16 protein-coding genes and 1 pseudogene are annotated in these 19,040 nt (G+C 63.3%); 4 read left to right on the top strand and 13 right to left on the bottom strand.

Annotated elements, in window-relative coordinates; all coding sequences use genetic code 11:
• Window position 1: 1 nt before the first annotated feature.
• From JQ600_RS05190 to JQ600_RS05175, 4 genes are all read right to left on the bottom strand, one after another.
• Window positions 2-1,036 carry a hypothetical protein gene (locus tag JQ600_RS05190; RefSeq protein WP_212388576.1) on the bottom strand — a complete coding sequence of 345 codons (1,035 nt, stop codon included), beginning with the start codon at window positions 1,034-1,036 and terminating at the stop codon, window positions 2-4.
• A 270-nt stretch (window positions 1,037-1,306) separates the two neighbouring features.
• Window positions 1,307-1,819 (bottom strand): hypothetical protein, encoded by a 513-nt coding sequence (locus tag JQ600_RS05185; RefSeq protein ID WP_212489730.1) that lies wholly within the window; start codon window positions 1,817-1,819, stop codon window positions 1,307-1,309.
• 69 nt (window positions 1,820-1,888) lie between these two features.
• Window positions 1,889-2,341, bottom strand: a complete 453-nt coding sequence (locus tag JQ600_RS05180; RefSeq protein ID WP_249135716.1) for a hypothetical protein — start codon at window positions 2,339-2,341, stop codon at window positions 1,889-1,891.
• 84 nt (window positions 2,342-2,425) lie between these two features.
• The gene (locus tag JQ600_RS05175; RefSeq protein WP_249132897.1) at window positions 2,426-3,721 is read right to left on the bottom strand and encodes a caspase family protein; all 1,296 of its coding nucleotides are present in this window, start codon (window positions 3,719-3,721) and stop codon (window positions 2,426-2,428) included.
• Window positions 3,722-3,994: 273 nt separating this feature from the next.
• Between JQ600_RS05175 and JQ600_RS05170 the strand changes: the two genes are divergently transcribed.
• Window positions 3,995-5,671 (top strand): tannase/feruloyl esterase family alpha/beta hydrolase, encoded by a 1,677-nt coding sequence (locus JQ600_RS05170; RefSeq protein ID WP_212264792.1) that lies wholly within the window; start codon window positions 3,995-3,997, stop codon window positions 5,669-5,671.
• A 63-nt stretch (window positions 5,672-5,734) separates the two neighbouring features.
• Here the strand turns inward: JQ600_RS05170 and JQ600_RS05165 are convergent, their stop codons facing one another.
• On the bottom strand, window positions 5,735-6,274 hold the full coding sequence (locus JQ600_RS05165) for an alpha/beta hydrolase (protein WP_212388568.1): 540 nt from the start codon (window positions 6,272-6,274) through the stop codon (window positions 5,735-5,737).
• Window positions 6,275-6,386: 112 nt separating this feature from the next.
• Here JQ600_RS05165 and JQ600_RS05160 point away from each other — a divergent pair, with 112 nt between their 5' ends.
• Window positions 6,387-6,869, top strand: coding sequence for an Lrp/AsnC family transcriptional regulator (locus JQ600_RS05160; protein WP_212264790.1), 483 nt, complete (start codon window positions 6,387-6,389; stop codon window positions 6,867-6,869).
• A gap of 189 nt (window positions 6,870-7,058) precedes the next feature.
• Here JQ600_RS05160 and JQ600_RS05155 read toward each other — a convergent pair whose 3' ends face one another.
• The 8 genes and pseudogenes from JQ600_RS05155 to lptF form a co-directional block, all read right to left on the bottom strand.
• Window positions 7,059-7,283: a hypothetical protein gene (locus JQ600_RS05155; protein WP_192740718.1), complete on the bottom strand. Its 225-nt coding sequence runs from the start codon at window positions 7,281-7,283 to the stop codon at window positions 7,059-7,061.
• Between the two features lie 458 nt (window positions 7,284-7,741).
• Window positions 7,742-8,800, bottom strand: coding sequence for an alcohol dehydrogenase (locus JQ600_RS05150; RefSeq protein ID WP_212388565.1), 1,059 nt, complete (start codon window positions 8,798-8,800; stop codon window positions 7,742-7,744).
• A gap of 12 nt (window positions 8,801-8,812) precedes the next feature.
• Window positions 8,813-9,679, bottom strand: coding sequence for a 16S rRNA (adenine(1518)-N(6)/adenine(1519)-N(6))-dimethyltransferase RsmA (gene rsmA, locus JQ600_RS05145; RefSeq protein WP_212388562.1), 867 nt, complete (start codon window positions 9,677-9,679; stop codon window positions 8,813-8,815).
• Window positions 9,680-9,750: 71 nt separating this feature from the next.
• Window positions 9,751-10,746 (bottom strand): annotated as a pseudogene (gene pdxA / locus JQ600_RS05140) (4-hydroxythreonine-4-phosphate dehydrogenase PdxA); the annotation flags it as partial.
• 3 nt (window positions 10,747-10,749) lie between these two features.
• Complete coding sequence (locus JQ600_RS05135) at window positions 10,750-11,697, bottom strand: SurA N-terminal domain-containing protein (protein WP_409363295.1); 948 nt, start codon at window positions 11,695-11,697, stop codon at window positions 10,750-10,752.
• Between the two features lie 81 nt (window positions 11,698-11,778).
• Complete coding sequence (locus tag JQ600_RS05130; RefSeq protein ID WP_212464636.1) at window positions 11,779-14,178, bottom strand: LPS-assembly protein LptD; 2,400 nt, start codon at window positions 14,176-14,178, stop codon at window positions 11,779-11,781.
• Window positions 14,179-14,276: 98 nt separating this feature from the next.
• A complete protein-coding gene (lptG, locus tag JQ600_RS05125) occupies window positions 14,277-15,374 on the bottom strand; it encodes an LPS export ABC transporter permease LptG (protein WP_212388559.1) in 1,098 nt (365 codons plus the stop codon).
• The gene (gene lptF / locus JQ600_RS05120; protein ID WP_212388556.1) at window positions 15,371-16,537 is read right to left on the bottom strand and encodes an LPS export ABC transporter permease LptF; all 1,167 of its coding nucleotides are present in this window, start codon (window positions 16,535-16,537) and stop codon (window positions 15,371-15,373) included. The genes lptG and lptF overlap by 4 nt, the downstream gene beginning before the upstream one ends.
• Window positions 16,538-16,898: 361 nt before the next feature.
• On the opposite strand from lptF, the gene JQ600_RS05115 reads away from it, so the two are divergent.
• Both JQ600_RS05115 and JQ600_RS05110 read left to right on the top strand, forming a co-directional pair.
• Window positions 16,899-18,398 carry a leucyl aminopeptidase gene (locus JQ600_RS05115; RefSeq protein WP_212388554.1) on the top strand — a complete coding sequence of 500 codons (1,500 nt, stop codon included), beginning with the start codon at window positions 16,899-16,901 and terminating at the stop codon, window positions 18,396-18,398.
• A 33-nt stretch (window positions 18,399-18,431) separates the two neighbouring features.
• Entirely contained in the window at window positions 18,432-18,884 is a 453-nt protein-coding gene (locus JQ600_RS05110; protein WP_211994614.1) for a DNA polymerase III subunit chi, read from the top strand.
• The last annotated feature ends 156 nt before the right edge of the window (window positions 18,885-19,040 follow it).

The raw sequence follows: 19,040 nt of genomic DNA, 5'->3' as shown, positions 1-19,040 counted from the left end.
CTTACGTATGCGCACTGCGCGCCAAACGCGCCAGCATCTCCGTTACCCGCCGCTCCGGATCGTCGGGCGCGCGCGGATCGCGGGGAACGTCGCGGGGAGTATTGCTGCGCCAGATCGGCGTCTCGTCCGGGAACATCGATGGCGACGTCCGTTCGGTCGGGATCGAGTCCCAGATCGCACGGCGATCACCGCGCGCTTCCAGCGGGACCGCCTGTGCGCGGCCGAACCGGTAAACCAGACTTGCGGAGATGCCTGCCAGCGCCAGCGCACCGGCCATCACCAGCAGCAGCATCTGCATCGATGCCGACCGTCTTTCCTGCGATGTGTCAGCGGCAGCGAGCGCAACCGGGGGGACGGCGGGCTGCGGCGCCGCTGTGGGATTGGTTTGAAGGCTCTGGGTTTGAAGGTTCTGGGTCTGGAGGCTTTGGGTCTGCGGGTTTTGAGTCTGCAGGCTCTGCGATGGCTCGGCCGCGGCAAGGCGCGGACCGCTCGAGGGGCTGACGCCCGAAGATTCCGGCCAGCGCGACGCGACGGACGATGGCGGCGGCGAGTCCGGTGCGGCCGCAATTTGGCTATTTGCGATTCTAGCAGCGGGCACGGCACCCGTGCTCTGCGGCTCGATCAGATCCTCGACGCGCGCCTGCGGCGCGGTCAGTTCGGCGCGTGCGTTGGCGATCGCTTTGCGTGCATTGATGCTCTGCTGCGGCGAAACGGCATTGGCCGCCTCCGCCGATGCGGAATCCGATGCTGCAGGCGTGGATGAAGATTCCTTCGGCGCGGCGCGCGCGGTCTTGTTCTTCCCTTCGCCGATGTACCAGCAATTGCGTTTGGTGGCGTGATCGGTCCGGTAATACCAATGACCGCCTGCCGGCAAAGGTCCTTTTGGACGCGTCAGGCAGGTGTCCGCCGTTTTCGCGCTGTTCTCCTTGTTCGCGCTGTTCTCCTTGGCGGCATCCTGGGCAACGGCAGCGAAACTGGTTCCCGCCAGAATACTGGCGAAGAACGCCGAGATGAATTTCGCTGAACGCTTTGACATGGCCATCCCCGATGATGATACGCGACGCTTACGCGACACTTACGTCTCAAGTTTTCGTTAAAGACTTGGGTCGTAATGGGCCGCAATTCCGGAGCGGGTAGGGCATAATTGGGGCTCGCCGGCCGCATCTGAGAGGCGGGTGGGAGCGAGAGCCTTTTCCGTTCCGATTGATCGATCGGAACGGGGCTCTAGCTTCTTGATTTGACGCGTTTTCTTAACGCGAACCGGTAGCCACTTCGCTGGAAAACGCTCTAGAAACAAGCACGAAAGCTACTGTTTGCTGGCCGTCCACGTTCCACCACAACCGGTCGATTGCCGGAACGTTCCGGAGCCGCTGCGGCCGGAGAGACGGCCGGAACTGGTGACCGTGATGCCGTTGAAATTGCCGACCGTGCGGGCGGAACCGTTGCCGCTGACGCTGCCACTGACGCCCTGGGCGATGATCCTGCCGCTGGTCACGACCACCGCGCCAGTCGTGGTGCTGCCGCAGCCGACGGATGTAACCATCCAAGCGCCGTCGAAATTGCCGCCGCCACCACCTCCACCACTGCTGCGCGAGGCGCGGCGCGGGCTCTCGGCTTCGGGCTTGCTGCGCCGTGCGGGCTTCTCCGTCTCAATCGCGCGCGGCGTGGCGCGAGAGCCCGACAGTGATTTCTCGTCATTGCCGATACTGCCGCCGGCGCTGCCGGATTGCGCCAAGCTGGCGCTTACGCCGAATGCGGCTGACATCAACAGGGAGAACAGAGCAATCCTGACCGAGCGTTGACCGGCGGCGTTTTTCATAACAGGTGCCTTCAATTTCTCGAATGTAGAGTCGGCTTCATCTGAGACGAGCGGGAGCCAAGTGCGATGCTACTGTTTCGACGCTGTCCACGTTCCGGAACAGCCGTCCGATCGCCTGAACGTTCCGGAGCCGCTGCGGCCCGAGAAACGGCCGGAGCTGCTCCAACTCAAACCCGAGACGGATCCGCCTGACGTCGTTGCGCCGCTTGCACTAACCTGACCGGAACTCAATTCGCCCGAGATCCTGCCGCCGCTGATCACGAACCGCTCCGTGCTGCTGCCGCAGCCCTGGGATTGGGCAACCCACGTGCCATCGAAATTGCCGCCACCGCCACCGCTCTTCCGCGCAGCGCGACGCGGTTCGTCGGGCTCGGGCCTTGGCTTGCTGCGTCGTGCGGGCTTTTCGGTCTCAACCGCCCGCGGCGTCGTGCGCGATCCCGACAGCGATTTCTCGTCATTGCCGATGCTGCCGCCGGCGCTGCCGGATTGCGAGAAGCCGGTCGTTCCGAACCCAGCTGACATCAAAAGGCAGAGCAGACCAACCTTGATCGAACGTTGAACAGCGTTTTGCATAAACCGGTGCTTTCAATGACTCGAATCTAAAATCTAGCGGCCGGATCCGTCGGCGCAGACCGCACCGATGACGCGGCAAGACTTGCCAGCCTTGTTGCACTCGTCAAGCGCGGCCTCCTTGGCGCGCTGGACCGTGTCGCGCTGAACCAGCGAGTAAGAATTCCCCGAGATCGCAAACGCGCCGCAGCGCGATCCATAGAAGCTGAGCTCGAGCGGACATTTGCTCGATCCGCAATTCTTGAGCGCATCGTCGACCGCCGCGCGCCGCGACGCGTGATTCCAGGAGATGCCCCATTTGTTGCTGTCGGGGCCGTAGACGATCGATCCCCAGGGTTTGAGATCGTCCATCTTGCGCAGCCGCGTCAGCACGCCCTCGGTGGCCTCGCCGGTCGGCGTCATGCTGCTCTTGGCCTGGAACTGGCTGATCGCCAGCCGCATGCCGTTCTTGCTGTCGAGCGGCTCCGGATCGAAATTGTGCTCGTAGAGCCGGTCGCTCAATTCCCTGAGCAACGCGACGTCCTTGATCGCGATCCGGTCGGGATCGGGGCGTAGCGTGCTGGAGAGCTGCGGCGCCGGTTGCGGTGCGACCGCGACCTGCGGCGAGGCGGGCGAGCTGGGCGCGACAAAGTAGAAGGTGCCGTCGATCGGCGAGGACGACACCCAGGGCTGCTGCGTGCCGCCGGTCTCACGCTTCACCGCGAGGCCGACCTGGTTGAAGGTCTGGAAAATATCGAGGCCCGATTGCTTGATCGTCGCCGCCAGCGCCTTGGTGTAGGGGCTGTTGCCGCCGGTGCCGTCCTGCGCGACGTTGCCGGGCTGCGTCGCGTAGGAAATCAGCGTGCCTTCCGGCGCGCGCATCTGGGCGAGGCCGCCGTCGGAGGCGCGCAGGCCGCGCGCGCCGAACGGATTGTTACGGCAGGCATCGAGGATCACCATGTTGAGCCGCGTGCCAGAGCCCTGCATCTGGCGCAGCACGAGGTTGACGTCCACCATCTGGAAATCGACATCGGCCTCGCGCGTCGGATTGGCGCCGACCGGAACCAGATAGTTCGAACCCGATACCTGAACACCGTGGCCTGCGTAGTAGAACAGCGCGACATCGGCGCCCTGGACCTGGCGGCCGAAATTCTGCACGGCGGTGTCCATGGCCGATTTGTCGAGATCGAGCTGGGCGCGGCCGCCGACCAGGGTAAAGCCGAGGCCGGCGAGCGTGTTGGCCATCAGCGCCGCGTCGTTGCGGGGATTGTCGAGCCGGGGAACGTTCTGGTAGGCGGAGTTGCCCACGACGAGCGCGATACGTTTCTCGGCGGCGGCGGGCGCGGCTGTCATCAGCGACAGCAGAAGCGCCAACGCTGCAAACGTCCAGACTTTGCCGTCGAAAGCCCCGCGCATTTCCAATAATTCCCCGCAATATGCCGGCAGGATACCAGCCTGCGCGGCCCCCGAAAAGCGGGCCGGATGTCCGATCGGTGCGGCCTATTGCTTCGACAGCGTCGCAGCGTGGTGTGGCGCGTCGCTGCAAGGCCGAGGCGTGACGCCGGTCGGGCTTTGTGGCAGTTTTCGTCTGACAGGACCCAAAAGAGAGGTCCGCAGGAGGATCGCATGAGCACGAAGTTTGCCGTATCGCGGCCAATCACGACGACGGTATTTCTATGCGGTCTCATCGCACTGCCAGCCCTGGCCGCTGCGGCCGAGCGGCCTCTCGGCGCCGACCCGGTCGCGGCGTGCGCCGCATTGTCGGGTGCAGGCAGCGGCGCGATCAAGGTCGATACGGCCGCGCTCACCGAGGCGAAGCCGCTGACCGTCGCGCCGGGCGGACCGACCCCCGCCGCCCGCATCAGTCCCGCGACCCCGCAATTCTGCCGGGTGCTGGGTCATATCGATCCGACCGATCCGAAGGCGCCGCCGATCCGCTTTCAGCTCAATCTGCCGCTGCAATGGAACGGCCGCTCGGTGCAATATGGCGGCGGCGGTTTCAACGGCGTGTTGATCACCGGGCTCAGCCTGCCGCCGGCCGCCCCCTTCGACAGCGCCTCGCCGCTGGCGCGGGGGTTTGCGACCTACGGCACTGACTCTGGTCACGAGACCAAGCCGGGCGAACCACCTCAGCTGTTTGCCGCGAACGACGAGGCCTTCGTCAATTTTGCGCATGCCTCCTACAAGAAAGTGCGCGACGCTGCCGCCATGCTGATGGAGCGGGCTTACGGCGCGAAGCCCGAGCGGATGTATTTCGTCGGCAGTTCGGAAGGCGGCCGCGAGGGGCTGACCATGGCGCAGCGCTATCCTGCGGATTTCGACGGCATCTTCGCCCGCGTTCCCGTAATCAACTGGGTCGGCCTGCAGCACGCCGGCACCCGCGCCGGCCTTGCGACCTGGGGGGAGGGGTGGATTCGCCCGGCGCAGGTCAAGCTCGTGCACGATGCGGTGCTCGCCGCCTGCGATGCGCAGGACGGTGTTGCCGATGCGCTGGTGGAAGACGCGGTCGGCTGCAAGGCGCGCTTCGATCCGGCGAAACTGCTCTGCGCCAGCGGCACGAGCGGCGACGCGTGCCTCAGCGAAGCGCAGCTCACCGCCATTCGCACGCTGCTTTCCCCCTATAAATTCCCGTTCGCGCTTGCCAACGGCGTCACCGAATATCCGGGGTGGGGCGTTTCCGGCGAGGGGACGAAATCCTTTGGCCCGACCGGCGGATGGAGCGCGTGGTGGCTGGGCTCCGCACCTCCGGCGCTGCCGCCGGTGCCTGCCAACGGCATCGCCTGGGTCTACGGGGCGGGCGGCATCGCGCATATCTTCGCGCGCGATCCGAATTTCGATGTCCGCAAATACCGGGTGGAGGATTTTGCCGAGCGGGTGCGCGAGGTTTCCGCGCTGATGGATTCGACCAATCCCGACCTCAGCGCGTTCAAGGCCCGGGGCGGCAAGCTCATCATGCTTGAATACATGGCCGACTACGCGCAGAGCCCCTACGCGGGGATCGGTTATTTCGAACAGGTGCAGAAGCGGATGGGTGAGGCGGCGACTGCCGAATTCGCCCGCCTCTATGCCGCGCCCGGTGTCGACCACGTCGGAAGCGGCGCACCGGCAAACGTCGACATGCTGTCGGTTCTGGTCGATTGGGTGGAGCATGGCCGTGCTCCGGGAAATCTCACCGTCGTCGAACAGCAGCCGGCGCTGCCGATCACCGTTGATCGCTCACTGCCGCTGTGCCAGTGGCCGGCCTGGCCGCAATACAAGTCAGGCGATTCAAAAAATGCCGCCAGCTTCGTCTGCGGGCGGTGAGGCGGGAGAAACGCGATCCGATCTGACGGCGGGGTGCTGGCGTTAGCCGAGACTGCCTTGCCGTCAGCTCGCTGTTCCCGCGGCGAAAGCCGCGAACAATGCCTTTCCCTGCGGCCAGTCCGCAAGCTGGCTGGTCTCGTTGATGTGTCCAAGTTCTCCAACCTCGACGATACCGCTTCCCCACTGGTTCGCTCTCTCTCGGGCATATTCGGCCGTGCCATAAGGGTCGTCCGCGCTCGCGACGATGAGCGAGGGAAACCTGAATTCCGTCCGCGGCGGATTGGCAAAACCGGCGGCCTCGACGGGGAAGGCCGGAGCTTCCGGGTTCGGCACCGCCACGAGGAATGCGCCAGCTACCGGCGCCGTTGAAACTTGCTGCCAATGCGCCACCAGGAGGCACCCCAGGCTGTGAGCGACGAGGAGCGGCGCCTGCCAGGCTGCACCAACCGCGCGATCTAGCGCCGCGATCCAGTCATCGAGTTCAGGCTGATTCCAGTCCGTCGGTTGGAGGCGGTGCCATTGCGGATTTGCAACTTCCCAGCGGGTTTGCCAGTGCAACTCACCCGATCCTCCGATCCCCGGCACAATAATGATCTCAACCATGTCCGCTCCGTTATCCCTTGTAAGGGGACAAAGTTGACGTCTTCCGTTGCGATCAGGAATGGGAAATGATCGGAAAAGAAGCGCGCGCACCGATGGATTTAAGGTTCACCCCATGTCATCCCGAGAAAACAACGTCGTAGCCCTCGATCCCACAGACATCGCGATCATCGAAGCCATGCAGGAGGATGGACGTATCGCGATGTCAGAGCTTGGCCGGAGGATCGGACTCTCTCAGCCCGCGACGTCCGAACGGGTCAAGCGACTGGAGGAGCGCGGCGTCATTACCGGCTATGGAGCTCGAATTAACCCTGCCGCGCTGGGGTTGGGAATGATGGCTGTCATCCGCGTGCGCACAACCCACGAACATATTCAGGCTTGCCTGAAGCAATTTTCCCAAATGCCTCACGTCATGGAGGTGCTGCGACTAACCGGAGAGGATTGTTTCATTCTCAAGGTTTTCGTGCCGTCTCCGCAACAGCTTGAAACGATCGTGGACGCTGTTGCCAAACACGGCTCTGTAACGACGTCGCTGGTCCTGCGCAGCGAGCAACCCAAACCGATCGGCCGCAAGTTGATCCAGCTCGCCGGCGCGTGACGGCTTCTCCGTCAGTCGTCATTTCGCACCGTATTTTGTCGAGCAGGCTCGCTTCAGTTCTTCAGAACAATGCTGCCGACCATCTTGCCGTCGCGCGCCACCACTGGAGAATTACGGTGACAGTGCACTCAATGGACGCATCGCAGCAATTCGCAAGATCATGCGCTCATCGTGCACGACCGGACGATTTCATCCGCGGCCGATAGTCTCGAGCGGAGTGCGGTAGAGCTCGTTGCTGTCCCCGTCAGTAACGCGCACGGCACATCCTGTCGAACACAGCTCGGGGCGAACGATGCAAAGCTCGTTCGCGAGGCTATCAGCTTTATCGATCGCGTAATCTGTGTTCTCGAGGATCATGCCGCCCTGGTTTTTAAACTCAGCGCCGACGACGAGATCAAAATTGAAGTATGGCATTAGAGCCCCCTGCCAAATTCCAACTGCATGGAATCTAACCTGAGTCTGTTTGGTTCCTTCATTACAATTCCGCGCGCGACATCTGATTGCGGTCGCCTGTTGCGTTTCGGTATCGCGACCGCATCATCGCGTGCACATCGACGAGGTACCCGCGGGTCGCTCGGCTGCAGCATGCTACCTATGAAGATCGATCTCGATTCGAAAAACGCGCAGCACCTTCAAGCGATCGCAAGCGCAAGCAGCCTAGGATACCTTGCTTGACCCCAAGCCCTGTTATTCAACGACCGGACAAGATTCGCTTTGGCTGGTTGAATAGAGGAAGAAAGATCAGGAGCAACACCGCCAACGATTCCGTGGAACTACGGTGACGGTGCATCTAACTTATCGGTAATGCCTTGGAAGACGCGACAGCGTCGCTGTTGCCGCAATTCATGGCAACGCTGCGCGCCTGCATCGCCTCAGTTCTTCAGCACGATCCGCCCGACCACCTTGCCGGCGCGCAGCTCGTCGATCCATTTCTGGACGTCGGCCATCGGTTCTTCCTTCATCGGCGTCGGCTTGATCTTGCCGGCGCGCGCCAGCGCCATCAATTCCTTGCCCTCGGCCAGCGTGCCCACCATGAAGCCCTCGATGGTCATGCGCTTGTAGACCCACTGCACCATCGGCAGGCTGAAATTGCCGCCCATCAGGCCGGACACCACGACCTTGCCGCCGCGCGCCACCACCGAAACCGCAAAGGCCATCGATTTCTCGTTGCCGGCGAAATCGACGACCGCGTCGAAGCCGCCCTCGGTCTCCTTGATCATGCGCTTGGCCACGTCGGGCTCCGACGGGTCGTAGGCGACCGCGGCGCCGTTCTTCAAGGCGCTCTCGCGCGCAGCCGGGCTTAGGTCCGCCACCGCGATCTTCTGCGTGAACATCGCCTGCGCGAATGACAGCCCCATCATGCCGACGCCGCCGAGCCCGATCAGCAGCAGATTGCGCTGCCGCGGACGATCGACCAGGCGCTTGAGCGCACCATAGGCGGTGACGCCGGAGCACATCAGCGTCGCGGCCTGGTTGACCGGCAGCGGATCGTAATCCAGCAAATATTTCGCGTCGGGCACCAGCACGTGGCTGGCAAAGCCGCCGTCGATGGAAACGCCGAGGAAGCGCTGCTTGACGCAGAGATTCTCATCGCCGTTCGCGCAGTCGCGGCATTGCCCGCAACCGATCCAGGGGAATACCGCCTGCTTCTTTCCGATCAGGTCTTTCGGCGCATCGGGTCCGACTTCCTCGACCACGCCGGCGATCTCATGGCCCAGCGTGAACGGCAGCGTCATGCCGCGCGTGGTATCGAGCTTCTTGCCGCCGCCGAGATCGGCGTAGCCGTCCTGGATATGCAGGTCGGAGTGGCACAGTCCGCAACGTTCGATGCGGACCAGGACTTCGCTACCTTGAGGTTGGGGCGTGTCGACGATGGTTTCGCACAGGGGCGCATCGAATTTGACCAGCGATTGGCGTCGCATCAGCGCCATGGCATTTTCTCCTCAGGGAACGTTTGATTTTGTGCTTCGTATATTGGTCAATTCACGGGCCATGGCAACAAAGCCGGAAACCGGGATCGTCTCGGCGCGCCGGGTCGCATCGACGCCGGCCGCGGCGGCCAGCCGGGCCGGATCGACCGACAGCGATTTGAGGCTCTGGCGCAGCATTTTCCGGCGCTGGCCGAAGGCTGCAGCCGCCACCTGCTCGAGCGCGCGGCGGTCGCACGGCTCCGGCGCGCTGCGCGGCACCAGCCGCACCACCGACGACGTAACCTTGGGCTGCGGCACGAAGGCTGCCGGCGATATGTCGAACAGGATCTTGGTCTCGGCGCGCCAGTTGGCAAGCACGGCGAGGCGTCCATAGGCCTCGTCGTCTTCTTTCGCGACGATCCGTTCGGCGACCTCGCGCTGAAACATCAGCACCATCATGTCGTACCAGGGCGGCCAGGGCTCGATCGAGAGCCAGTCCACCAATAATGGCGTGGCGATGTTGTAGGGCAGGTTGGCGACGATCTTGGCAGGCTCGCCGCCGAGCAGGGGGCGGGGATCGAAATGCTGCGCGTCGGCATGCACGATCTCCAGCCGTCCCGGATAGCGCTTGGCGATATAATCGAGCGGCGCCAGTGCGCGTTCGTCGCGCTCGACCGCGATAACGCGCCGCGCGCCCAGCGCCAGCAATGCGCGCGTCAGCCCGCCGGGGCCGGGGCCGATCTCGATGATGGTGGCGCCCTCGAGCGGACCTGCGGCGCGCGCGATCCGTGCCGTGAGGTTGAGGTCGAGCAGAAAATTCTGGCCGAGCGATTTGCGGGCCGACAGGGAATGTTCGCGGATGACGTCGCGCAGCGGCGGCAGATCGTCGATCGCGCTCATTCAGGGCTAGAGCTTTTTTGATTTGACGCGTTTTCTTGACGCGAACCGGTATCCACTTCGCTGGAAAACGCTCTGGCCGCCGCCATGCGCGCGGCGAGCCGCAACGCCGCGACGAGGCTCGACGGGTTGGCGCGGCCGGTGCCGGCGATGTCGAACGCGGTGCCGTGATCGGGCGAGGTGCGGATGAACGGTAATCCCAGCGTGACGTTGACGGCATCCTCGAACGCGATGGTCTTGATCGGGATCAGCGCCTGATCGTGATACATGCAGATCGCGCAGTCGTAGGTTTTTCGCGCGGCTTCGTGGAACATGGTGTCGGCGGGCAACGGCCCCCGGACCTCGATGCCGTCGCGCCGCAGGATGTCGACGGCCGGCGCCACCACCTCGATATCTTCCATGCCGAGCGAGCCGTCTTCGCCGGCATGTGGATTGAGGCCTGATACGGCCAGACGCGGGCTGGCGAGGCCAAAGCGGGCTTTCAGGTCGGCCACCGCGATGCGGGCCGTCGTCACGATCAGATCGGTCGAAAGCTGCGCGAGCGCGTCGCGCACCGATAGATGGATCGTCACCGGCACCACCGCGAGCGCCGGCGACCACAGCATCATCACCGGCTGCGGTGCCGCCCCGCCATTGGCGGCAAGCTCGGCGAGAAATTCGGTATGACCGGGATGACGGAAGCCGGCGCGGTACAGCACGCTCTTGGCGATCGGGTTGGTGACCACAGCGCTGGCCCGTCCGGCTCGGACATGGTCGACGGCCTGACGGATGGAAGCGAGTGCGGCGCTTGCGCTGGTGGTGTCCGGCTGGCCCGGCGGCGCGGTTGCGGCTTCGCCCGTCGCCACGACAGGCAATGCGCTGGCAAAAACGGCGGCCGCATCCTCCGGACTGGTGTCCGCGAGTTCGATTTTCAATCCGAGAATCTTTGCCCGCTCGGCGAAGCAGTTGCGATCGCCGAGCAGATAGAACGGCGGGAGGTCCAGTTCGTTACGCCGGAGCCACGCTGCGATGGCGATGTCGGGACCGATGCCCGCAGGCTCGCCGGATGTCAGCGCGAGGGGCTTTGCCATGCATCAACGACATTCGATCATTGCGGCTTTGCGGATCTCGGCCAGATAGGCTTTCTGCTTCGCCTCGTACTTCTCGGTATACATCTTTTCGCGGATTTCCCGCTTCTTCGGCGAATCGACGGTGGTCGACTTCCTGCTGCACAGGGCAACCATTTCCACGCCCTGCTTGGTGATCTCGGGCGGGGTCAGGTGGCCGATCGGAGTCTTGTCGAGCATCTCGCGCAACGGGGGAGCAAGCTCAGCCGATGTTTTCGTGACGGAGTCGCGGATCGTGCCGTTCTGCATCGACTTGAAGTAGGAGTTGGCCGCCTCGCAGCTCTGGACGCGCTCGCGCAGCACTTCCGCTTCCTTTTTCCGCGCTTCGATCGCGCCCGGCGGAGCACCCCGCGGCACCAGCAGCACGATCGGCTGCATCTTGTATTCGAAGGCTTCGACCTTCGTTGCCTCGCCGCCTTCCTGGGCGGCGGCGTTGACCTCCTTCTCGCCGACCTGGAGGCTCTCCTTGTACCGGCCGCGAACCAGGCTGGTCCAAACCATCTCGGCCTTGAGGCGGGCCTTCAGGGTCTCCGGCCGGATGCCCTGGCTTTCAAGTGATTTTGTCAGCTGCTCGGTCGAGAGCCGCATCCGCGAACCCATCTGGGCGTAGGACTGATCGACATCGCTGCCCGTGGGGTCGACGCCATACTTCTTGGCTTCCCGGATCTTCACCTTTTCGTCGATCAGCTGGTCGATCACTTCCTGGCGGGGCATCTGCTTGCGGGTCGTCAGGAAGTTCAGCTTGGTGCGCTGCTCGATATCGAGATTGGTGATGGGTTCGCCGGTGACCATACAGGCGATCGATTGCGCGTGCAGGTGAGTGCCGCTGCTGGTGAGCATGGCCAGCGCAACCGAGCAGCCTGCGATCCGGGACCGAAGGCGATGATGTCGAGGCTTGATGGTCGTCATGCTCATGTCAGGCGCATCAACCAATTCGATCCGCAATACGCCGGGAACTGTTCGGCAAGGCTTCCCACGTTCAAGGCTTCGCCCACGCTACTGAATGCCGCCGGCGCCGGAGGCCGACGTGGACGAATTGGCAATGGTCCGCAGGCCGATCTGAAGCATGAACCCGTGACTGAGGACCGGCGGCGTGGTGCCGGCGGAATAGGTATAGGACGTCACATAATTGGCAGCGAGCACGAAGCAGTCGTCCACATAGCCTGCGCCGATGATGTACTGATTGAGCTTGTTGGCTTCAAGATCCCACCGCGCGGAACCCGACACCACCCAGTTCGTCGCCAGCTTGACCGATGCGCTGCCGAGCAGGCCCTCGCGCCGGGTCAGGTATCCAAGGGCTGGCTGCGCCGCATAATTGCCGTACAGCAGGCTGACCGACCAGCGGTCGAATGAGGCGCGGCCCTCGGCCTCGAAACGATTGAGGTTGAGCGTTGCTTCGTCCATGCGCGAGCGCACGCTGAACGTATAGGTCCGGTTGGGCGAATAGTTGACGCGGGCGACATAGTCGGAGCGCGTGTTCTGCAGGCCGGAATCGACACCGGTATTGGTCAGGTCGGCGACCGCGAACGAGTTCATGCCGAACAGCTGATAGGATTGTCCGAACAGCACATTGACGCTGCCGCCGCGGTCGAATTGCGTGGTCGCCTGCACGCCGACATTGGCGCGGCCGCCGCCTTCGATGCGGTCGTAGCCCGAGAATTTGTCGATCGCGAACAAATTGCTGGCGTCGAACACCATGCTCTGCGCGTCTTCGTTGGGCAGCCTGCCGGCATAGGTCTCGTTGGGGCGGATGATGACCTGCGCGATCGGCTCGATCGTGGTGGTGCCCCAGGGCTGAACGTTGATGAAGGGATAGCGATATTCGAGGCCGACGGTCGGCATCACGCGCAGCGCGGTGGTATCGCCGACAGGCAGGAAATTCGAGACGCCCGGCTGATTCGAAATCGAGGCATCGACGGCGTCGACGCGGGCGATCGCGAACGGCGTCCAGATCTGGCCGTAGGGGTCGGTGTACGACCGCCGCCATTGCGCTTCCGCGGTGAACCTTGTGTAGGTGCCGGGGATGCCGCGCAGCAGACACTGCGTGGGTACCCGCGCGAGCGGATCGGCGGACGCGGTGGTGCAGAGCGCGTTGGTGTTTGCCATCGTCGTGATCGGGTCGAACGCCGCGGTCGAGCGCGACAGGCTGGTGAAGTTGGTCTTGTAGCTGACCTCACCGCCGAAGATCGGACTGTTGATCACGTTGGAATAGTCGACCACCGGATGGATGACCGGAACCTTCTCCTGGCTGCCGGAGAAGCTGAGGTAGTAGATCGTGCGCGCGTCGAAGAAGCTGCGATTGCCGACGCCGGTCAGATAGAGCTGCGAGATCGCTTCGGTCGGCAGGCTCAGGAACGATCCCAGCGTATCCCTGTACTGGGCCAGCCGGTAGTCGGACATGAAGAAGTAGTCGGACAGCAGCACGCCGTCCCAACCCCAGGTCCATTTGTCATTGATGGCGAACTGGCCCCTGGTTTCGACGCCGCCGCGGAAGTTGCGGTCGCCGGGCTGGCCGGCGAAGGCGCTGGGCTCAAGCTGGTTAATGCCATAGGCGCGGATCTGGTACGAGCCGTTGATCAGGCGTTGGCGGAATTCGCCCTGAAACAGCACGCCTTGCCGGGTCGTGATACGCGGATTGAAGGTCGCGTCGTAGTCCGGCGCAATCGCCCAATAGAACGGCGTTTCCACGCCGTAGCCGTAAGGCGTGTACGAGCTGAGGAACGGCATCAGGAAGCCGGTCTTGCGCTTCACGGTGGGATCGGGCGTCGAAAAATACGGCAGATACGCCATCGGCACACCGAAGAATTCGAGCTGGGCGTTCTCGAAATACAGCATCTTCTCGGTCTGGTCGTGGATGATGCGCGCACCCTTGACCTGCCACAAAGGCGGCTTCTTCGGATCGTCCTTGCAGGGCGCGCAGGCGGTATACACGCCGTTTTCGAACACGGTGTAATTGCCGCTGGTCCGGTCGGCACGGGTTGCCGCCATCCGCGTCGCATCCTCGGTGTCGACGCGCAGCGAATCGACGAAACCGTCACGGTAGTCGTCGCTCAGATCCATGATGTTGGCGTAGGTGACTTTGCCTTCGGCATCCGTCAGGCGGATGTTGCCCTCGGCGTGAAGGCGCTTGGTCTTCTGGTCGTAGATGACCTTGTCGGCCTCGACGCTGGTGCCGTTGTAGAACATCTGCACGTTGCCGACCGCCGACACGCGCTGGTTATTGTAGTCGTAGTCGACCTCGACGGCCTGCACGAGCATTTGCCCGTTGTTGTTGACGGGCCGGGGCGGCGGTTTGGGCGGCCGCGGATTGTAAGTGAAGCCCTGCGCCGAGGCGGGTGCCGTCCAGGCAAGCCCGATCATGCCTGCGAGCGCAAAGCCGGCGAGCAGGGCGATCATCGGGACGCCAACGGCGGCCAAGCGGCTCCGATAGCGGCGCAGCAGGCTGCGCCGCCTGAACGCAGGCGACCTCAACTGGCGGGCGGCGACAACGGCCACTACCCGTCCTCCTGGTACAGCAAGGCCAAAAAACCGGTGAGGCCGCCCACGCATACGGGCAACCACGCCGCAGCGATGGGATGCATCAACTCAGCCTTGCTCAAATCCTCAGTTACTTTCGACAGAACGTAGAGCAGAAAGCCCGCACCCACGCCACTCAAAACCATCTTTTGCACGCCGCCCATCCGGAAGAAGCGAAGGCTGACCGACGCCGCCAACATCACCATTGCAGCCAGCAAAAACGGCTGTGCGATGAGCTTGTGATACTGCAAACGGTAGCCGGCGGTCGCAAATCCCGAGCTCTCCGAAGATCGGATATAGCCGGGGAGTTGCCAAAAAGACACAGTTTCCGGGGTCGAGAAACTGTTGCGAATCTGGGCCGGCGTCAGGGTGGTTGTGATGTACAGGTTTTCCTGTTCGATCGGCGGCTTGTCGAGGGAGTATCGGCGCACCGATTTGAACGCCCAGCGGCCTTCTTCCAGCGACGCCTCGCGGGCCTCGATTCGTTCCTTGAACTGCAGGTTTGTATCAAACCGGAACACCGTGAGACCGGTCAGCCGCACGCCCTGGCGCTCGCTGCGGGCGGCGTTGATGATGGTCTGGCCCTCGCTGTTGATCTGGTTGAGCCAGAATCCGGACGCGTCCTGGATGCCGCCGCCGGGTGCCGAGCCGAACAGTTCGGCCTCCATCCGCTTGGAAAGTTCGCGCAGGTTGGCCGACATCGGGTTGTAGGCCACCGTGGCGATGGTGCCGAGGATGATCGCGCTGGCCAGCGCCGGCGAGATGAATTGCCACGCCGATACGCCGGCGGCGCGCGCCACCACGAGTTCGAGCCGCCGCGACAGCGCGAGGTAGCAGGTCATCGCGCCGATCAGGACGCAGAACGGCATCAGCTTTTCGAGCAGCTGCGGCACGCGGTACAGCGACGTCTGCGCGACCGTGATCGCCGACGCCGTCGGCAGCCCCGAGGTCTTGCGCACCATCTCGATGTAGTCGACCAGCACCAGCAGCACGAAGATGCTCGCAAACACGCCCACCGCCGCGACCAGGAAGCGGCCGGCGAAGTATCGTCCGAGCGTGTTGGTCAACATGCTCATGCTGTGGCCGGCCGTCCAAAGAGCCGCGCGAGGCGCGCATTCGATTTGTTGATCGCTTCGATCAGGGCGGCCGGCGGCTCCACCACCACGCCGCCGACAATCATCCACAAGCCGGCGCCGATCGATGCGAACAGCATCACGTACTGGACCAGCGCTGCGGTGGGGTTTTTCACCGCCATGACGGAGCAGGCGAATCCGGCCATGCGCAGGCCGAACACCGCGACAATCGAACCGCCGATCGAAAAATTGCGGCTCTGCCGCGTGGTTCGCGGCGTACCCAGGAACGCGAATGTCAGGACCGCAAACGCGAACGGATACACCGGCGCCATCAAGCGGTCGTGCAATTCGGCGTAAAATTGCCCGCCCAATCTCTTGAACACCGGGTCGTTTTCATCGGGCGAAACCAGTTCCCAGAGGTAGCGTTCGCGAATCCCCAGCACCGCGTCGCGCTGATTGGAAAATTTAGACATGTCGAATGCGTAGCGCCCGAACGCCACCAGCGCGGGGTCGCGCTTGCCCGCCTCGAATCGTTCAAGATTGCCGTCTTCCAGCACCAGGTACGAGCCGTTCTCGTTCTTCAGCACCGTGCCGTGATCGGCGATGATGGTGACGCGCTCTTTCGGATCGCGGCGATCGTCGACGAAGATGCCGGCGAGCACGCCGCCCGGCAGGCGTTCGCGGATGCGAATCGTCAGGTTCTGGTCGAGCTGGGCGAAGCGACCGGGCTGCAGGATGTTGGTCAGCACGTCGGCGGTGATCTCGGCGTCCCATTGCTTGATCCGGCGCATGCCGTCGGGAGCGAGAAAGGCGCCGATGAAGGCGACCATCAGCGCCACCACGCAGGTGGCGTAGAAGAAGGGACGGAACAGCCGGAAAGGCGAGAAGCCGGCGGCGTTCATCACGATGATCTCGGAATCGGTGGCGAGCTTGTTCAGCGTGTGCGAGACCGCGATCATCAGCGCGATCGGCGCGATGATCAGAACCAGCGCGGGAATCACCAGGCTGGTGATGCCGAGGAAGGTGATGATGGTCTGACCCTGGCTCGTCATCAGGTCGATGCCGCGCAACGCCTGCGTAATCCAGATCACGCCCGTCAGGCTGACCAGGACCAGCGCAAACGACGCAAGCGTCGTGCGGAAGATATACTTGTCGATAGACCCCATCGTTTACCGCACGATCCCACCTAGCGTGCCAAAAGAGCGGCTTGCGACCAATCCCGAAACCGGGATCCCCAAGGTCGCGCCGCCAGCCTTTCAGCCGTCTCCACTCTCTCTACCATCCCTTTGATCCGTCAACAAAATGGCCGGGCCGTGGCACCCTTAGGATATGGTTAATTATTCGGCCCCTGTGGCCTTGGGGCCACGCAGGCGCTTGGCAGCGCCGCGGCTGACAGGCCATAGTGGGGCAAATCAAGGTCCCGGCTGATCGGGACCGTCACCAAGAGACCATTCTGAATACCGCTCCGCGTATCCTTGGGACTGTTTCCGGTCCCGCAATCAGCCCTGAATTCTGGAGGAATTGCCTATGTCCGACGCCGTCAAGGTCGGCTTTGTCCCGTTTTCCGCGGCGTCCCGCGGCATTCTGGTGGTGTTTTGCGACGATGCGCTGAAGTTCGGCGCGGCGACCCGCAAGGCGCTGGGATCAGCGGCCGACACCGTCAAGCGGGCGGCGGCGGCCAACCAGTTCAAGGGCAAAAGCGGCGCGGCGCTGGACATTCTGGCGCCGGAGGGAATCAAGGCGCCGCGACTGATCGTCGTCGGTCTCGGCAAACTGTCGGCGTTGAAGGAGAAGGATTTTCTCAAATTCGGCGGCGTCACCGCCGGCAAGCTCAATGCCGCCAGCGACGCCGTCACCATCATCGCCGAACTGCCCGATGGCGCGATGCAGCCTGATCAGGCCGCCGCCATCGCGGCGGGCGTCCGGCTGCGCGCCTATAAATTCGACCGCTACAAAACCAAGAAAAAGGACGAAAACGGCGCCTTGCGATCAGATGTTTCGATTGCGGTGGCTGACGTTGCCGCCGCTCGCAAGGCCTTCGCGCCGGAATCGCACGTCGTCGACGGCGTGATCATCGCGCGCGAGCTCGTCAACGAGCCGCCGAACGTGCTTTTCCCGATCGAGTTCGCTCGCCGCGCCAGTCAGCTCAAGAAGGTCGGCGTCAATGTCGAGGTGCTCGACGTCAAGGCGATGACCAAGCTCGGCATGGGTGCGCTGCTCGGCGTCGGCCAGGGCTCGACCCAGCCCAGCCGCACCGTGATCATGCGCTGGAACGGCGGCAAGAAGGGCGAGCAGCCGGTTGCCTTCATCGGCAAGGGCGTCTGCTTCGACACCGGCGGCATTTCCATCAAGGGCGCCGCCAGCATGGAAGACATGAAAGGCGACATGGGGGGAGCTGCCTGCGTCGTCGGCCTGATGCATGCGCTGGCGGCGCGCAAGGCCAAGGTCAACGTCGTCGGCGCCATCGGCCTCGTCGAGAACATGCCTGACGGCAATGCCCAGCGTCCCGGCGACATCGTGACCTCGATGTCGGGGCAGACCATCGAAATCATCAACACCGATGCCGAAGGCCGGCTCGTGCTGGCCGACGTGCTCTGGCACGTCAACAAGAAGTTCAAGCCGAAATTCATGGTCGACCTGGCCACGCTGACCGGCGCGATCATGGTCGCGCTCGGCACCGAACATGCCGGCTTGTTCTCCAACAATGACGAGTTGTCGGAACGGCTGAGCAAGGCCGGCTTTGAGACCGGTGAGAAAGTCTGGCGTCTGCCGCTCGGTCCGGAATACGACAAGCTGATGGATTCGCAGTTTGCCGACATGAAGAATGCCGGTGCACGGTACGGCGGCTCGATCACCGCCGCCCAGTTCCTGCAGCGTTTCGTCGACGATACGCCGTGGGCGCATCTCGACATCGCGGGAACCGCGATGGGCGCGCCGAAAACCGAGATCAATCACAGCTGGGGTTCAGGCTACGGCGTCCGTCTGCTCGACCGGCTGGTCTCGGAATATTACGAAGCCAAAAAATAGCAGCGCAATAGTAGCGGAAGAGCAGAAACCTGCATGACGGAAGTCCTGTTCTATCATCTGCAGAACATGTCGCTCGAAAGCGTCCTGCCGCCGCTCCTGGAGAAGTCGCTGGAGCGGGGCTGGCGCGTGGTCGTGCAATCCACCTCGCAGGAACGCACCGATGCGCTCGATGCGCATTTGTGGACCTACAGCGACGATTCGTTCCTGCCGCACGCCACCTGGCGCGCCGCAGACGCGCCGGATCAGCCCATCATCCTCTCGACCGAGGAGGGCAATCCGAATCGCGCCAATGTCAGGTTCCTGATCGACAATGCCGCGCTGCCCGCGGATTCCGACAGCTACGAGCGCCTGGTGCTGGTTTTCAACGGCGACGATTCCGACGCGCTGACCGCGGCGCGTGGCGTTTGGACCGATTGCAAGGCCCGCGGCTTCGAGGTGACCTATTGGCAGGCCGACGAGCGGGGCCGCTGGCAGCGCCGACAATAGCGACATAAGACAATTAATGATAATTTGAAGTTTCTTCCGGCGGGCTTGTGGGTAGCCATGGTCGTGCCGCAAAGTGATGTTGGGACAAGTAGTTACATTAGGGGTGGGAGCCTGGGTCCAGCGTGCGAGACGGAACGTTCAATCGAAAGCCATTGC

The organism is Bradyrhizobium sp. AUGA SZCCT0176 (assembly GCF_018130145.1).
GTDB lineage: Bacteria > Pseudomonadota > Alphaproteobacteria > Rhizobiales > Xanthobacteraceae > Bradyrhizobium.
This window is presented reverse-complemented; position numbering and strand designations above follow the sequence as displayed.

Bases quoted from the DNA above. Each gene is read 5' to 3' on its own strand.
- JQ600_RS05190 (WP_212388576.1), bottom strand. From the start codon at position 1,036: ATGTCAAAGCGTTCAGCGAAATTCATCTCGGCGTTCTTCGCCAGTATT.
- JQ600_RS05185 (WP_212489730.1), bottom strand. From the start codon at position 1,819: ATGAAAAACGCCGCCGGTCAACGCTCGGTCAGGATTGCTCTGTTCTCC.
- JQ600_RS05180 (WP_249135716.1), bottom strand. From the start codon at position 2,341: ATGTCAGCTGGGTTCGGAACGACCGGCTTCTCGCAATCCGGCAGCGCC.
- JQ600_RS05175 (WP_249132897.1), bottom strand. From the start codon at position 3,721: ATGACAGCCGCGCCCGCCGCCGCCGAGAAACGTATCGCGCTCGTCGTG.
- JQ600_RS05170 (WP_212264792.1), top strand. From the start codon at position 3,995: ATGAGCACGAAGTTTGCCGTATCGCGGCCAATCACGACGACGGTATTT.
- JQ600_RS05165 (WP_212388568.1), bottom strand. From the start codon at position 6,274: ATGGTTGAGATCATTATTGTGCCGGGGATCGGAGGATCGGGTGAGTTG.
- JQ600_RS05160 (WP_212264790.1), top strand. From the start codon at position 6,387: ATGTCATCCCGAGAAAACAACGTCGTAGCCCTCGATCCCACAGACATC.
- JQ600_RS05155 (WP_192740718.1), bottom strand. From the start codon at position 7,283: ATGCCATACTTCAATTTTGATCTCGTCGTCGGCGCTGAGTTTAAAAAC.
- JQ600_RS05150 (WP_212388565.1), bottom strand. From the start codon at position 8,800: ATGGCGCTGATGCGACGCCAATCGCTGGTCAAATTCGATGCGCCCCTG.
- rsmA (WP_212388562.1), bottom strand. From the start codon at position 9,679: ATGAGCGCGATCGACGATCTGCCGCCGCTGCGCGACGTCATCCGCGAA.
- JQ600_RS05135 (WP_409363295.1), bottom strand. From the start codon at position 11,697: ATGAGCATGACGACCATCAAGCCTCGACATCATCGCCTTCGGTCCCGG.
- JQ600_RS05130 (WP_212464636.1), bottom strand. From the start codon at position 14,178: ATGATCGCCCTGCTCGCCGGCTTTGCGCTCGCAGGCATGATCGGGCTT.
- lptG (WP_212388559.1), bottom strand. From the start codon at position 15,374: ATGAGCATGTTGACCAACACGCTCGGACGATACTTCGCCGGCCGCTTC.
- lptF (WP_212388556.1), bottom strand. From the start codon at position 16,537: ATGGGGTCTATCGACAAGTATATCTTCCGCACGACGCTTGCGTCGTTT.
- JQ600_RS05115 (WP_212388554.1), top strand. From the start codon at position 16,899: ATGTCCGACGCCGTCAAGGTCGGCTTTGTCCCGTTTTCCGCGGCGTCC.
- JQ600_RS05110 (WP_211994614.1), top strand. From the start codon at position 18,432: ATGACGGAAGTCCTGTTCTATCATCTGCAGAACATGTCGCTCGAAAGC.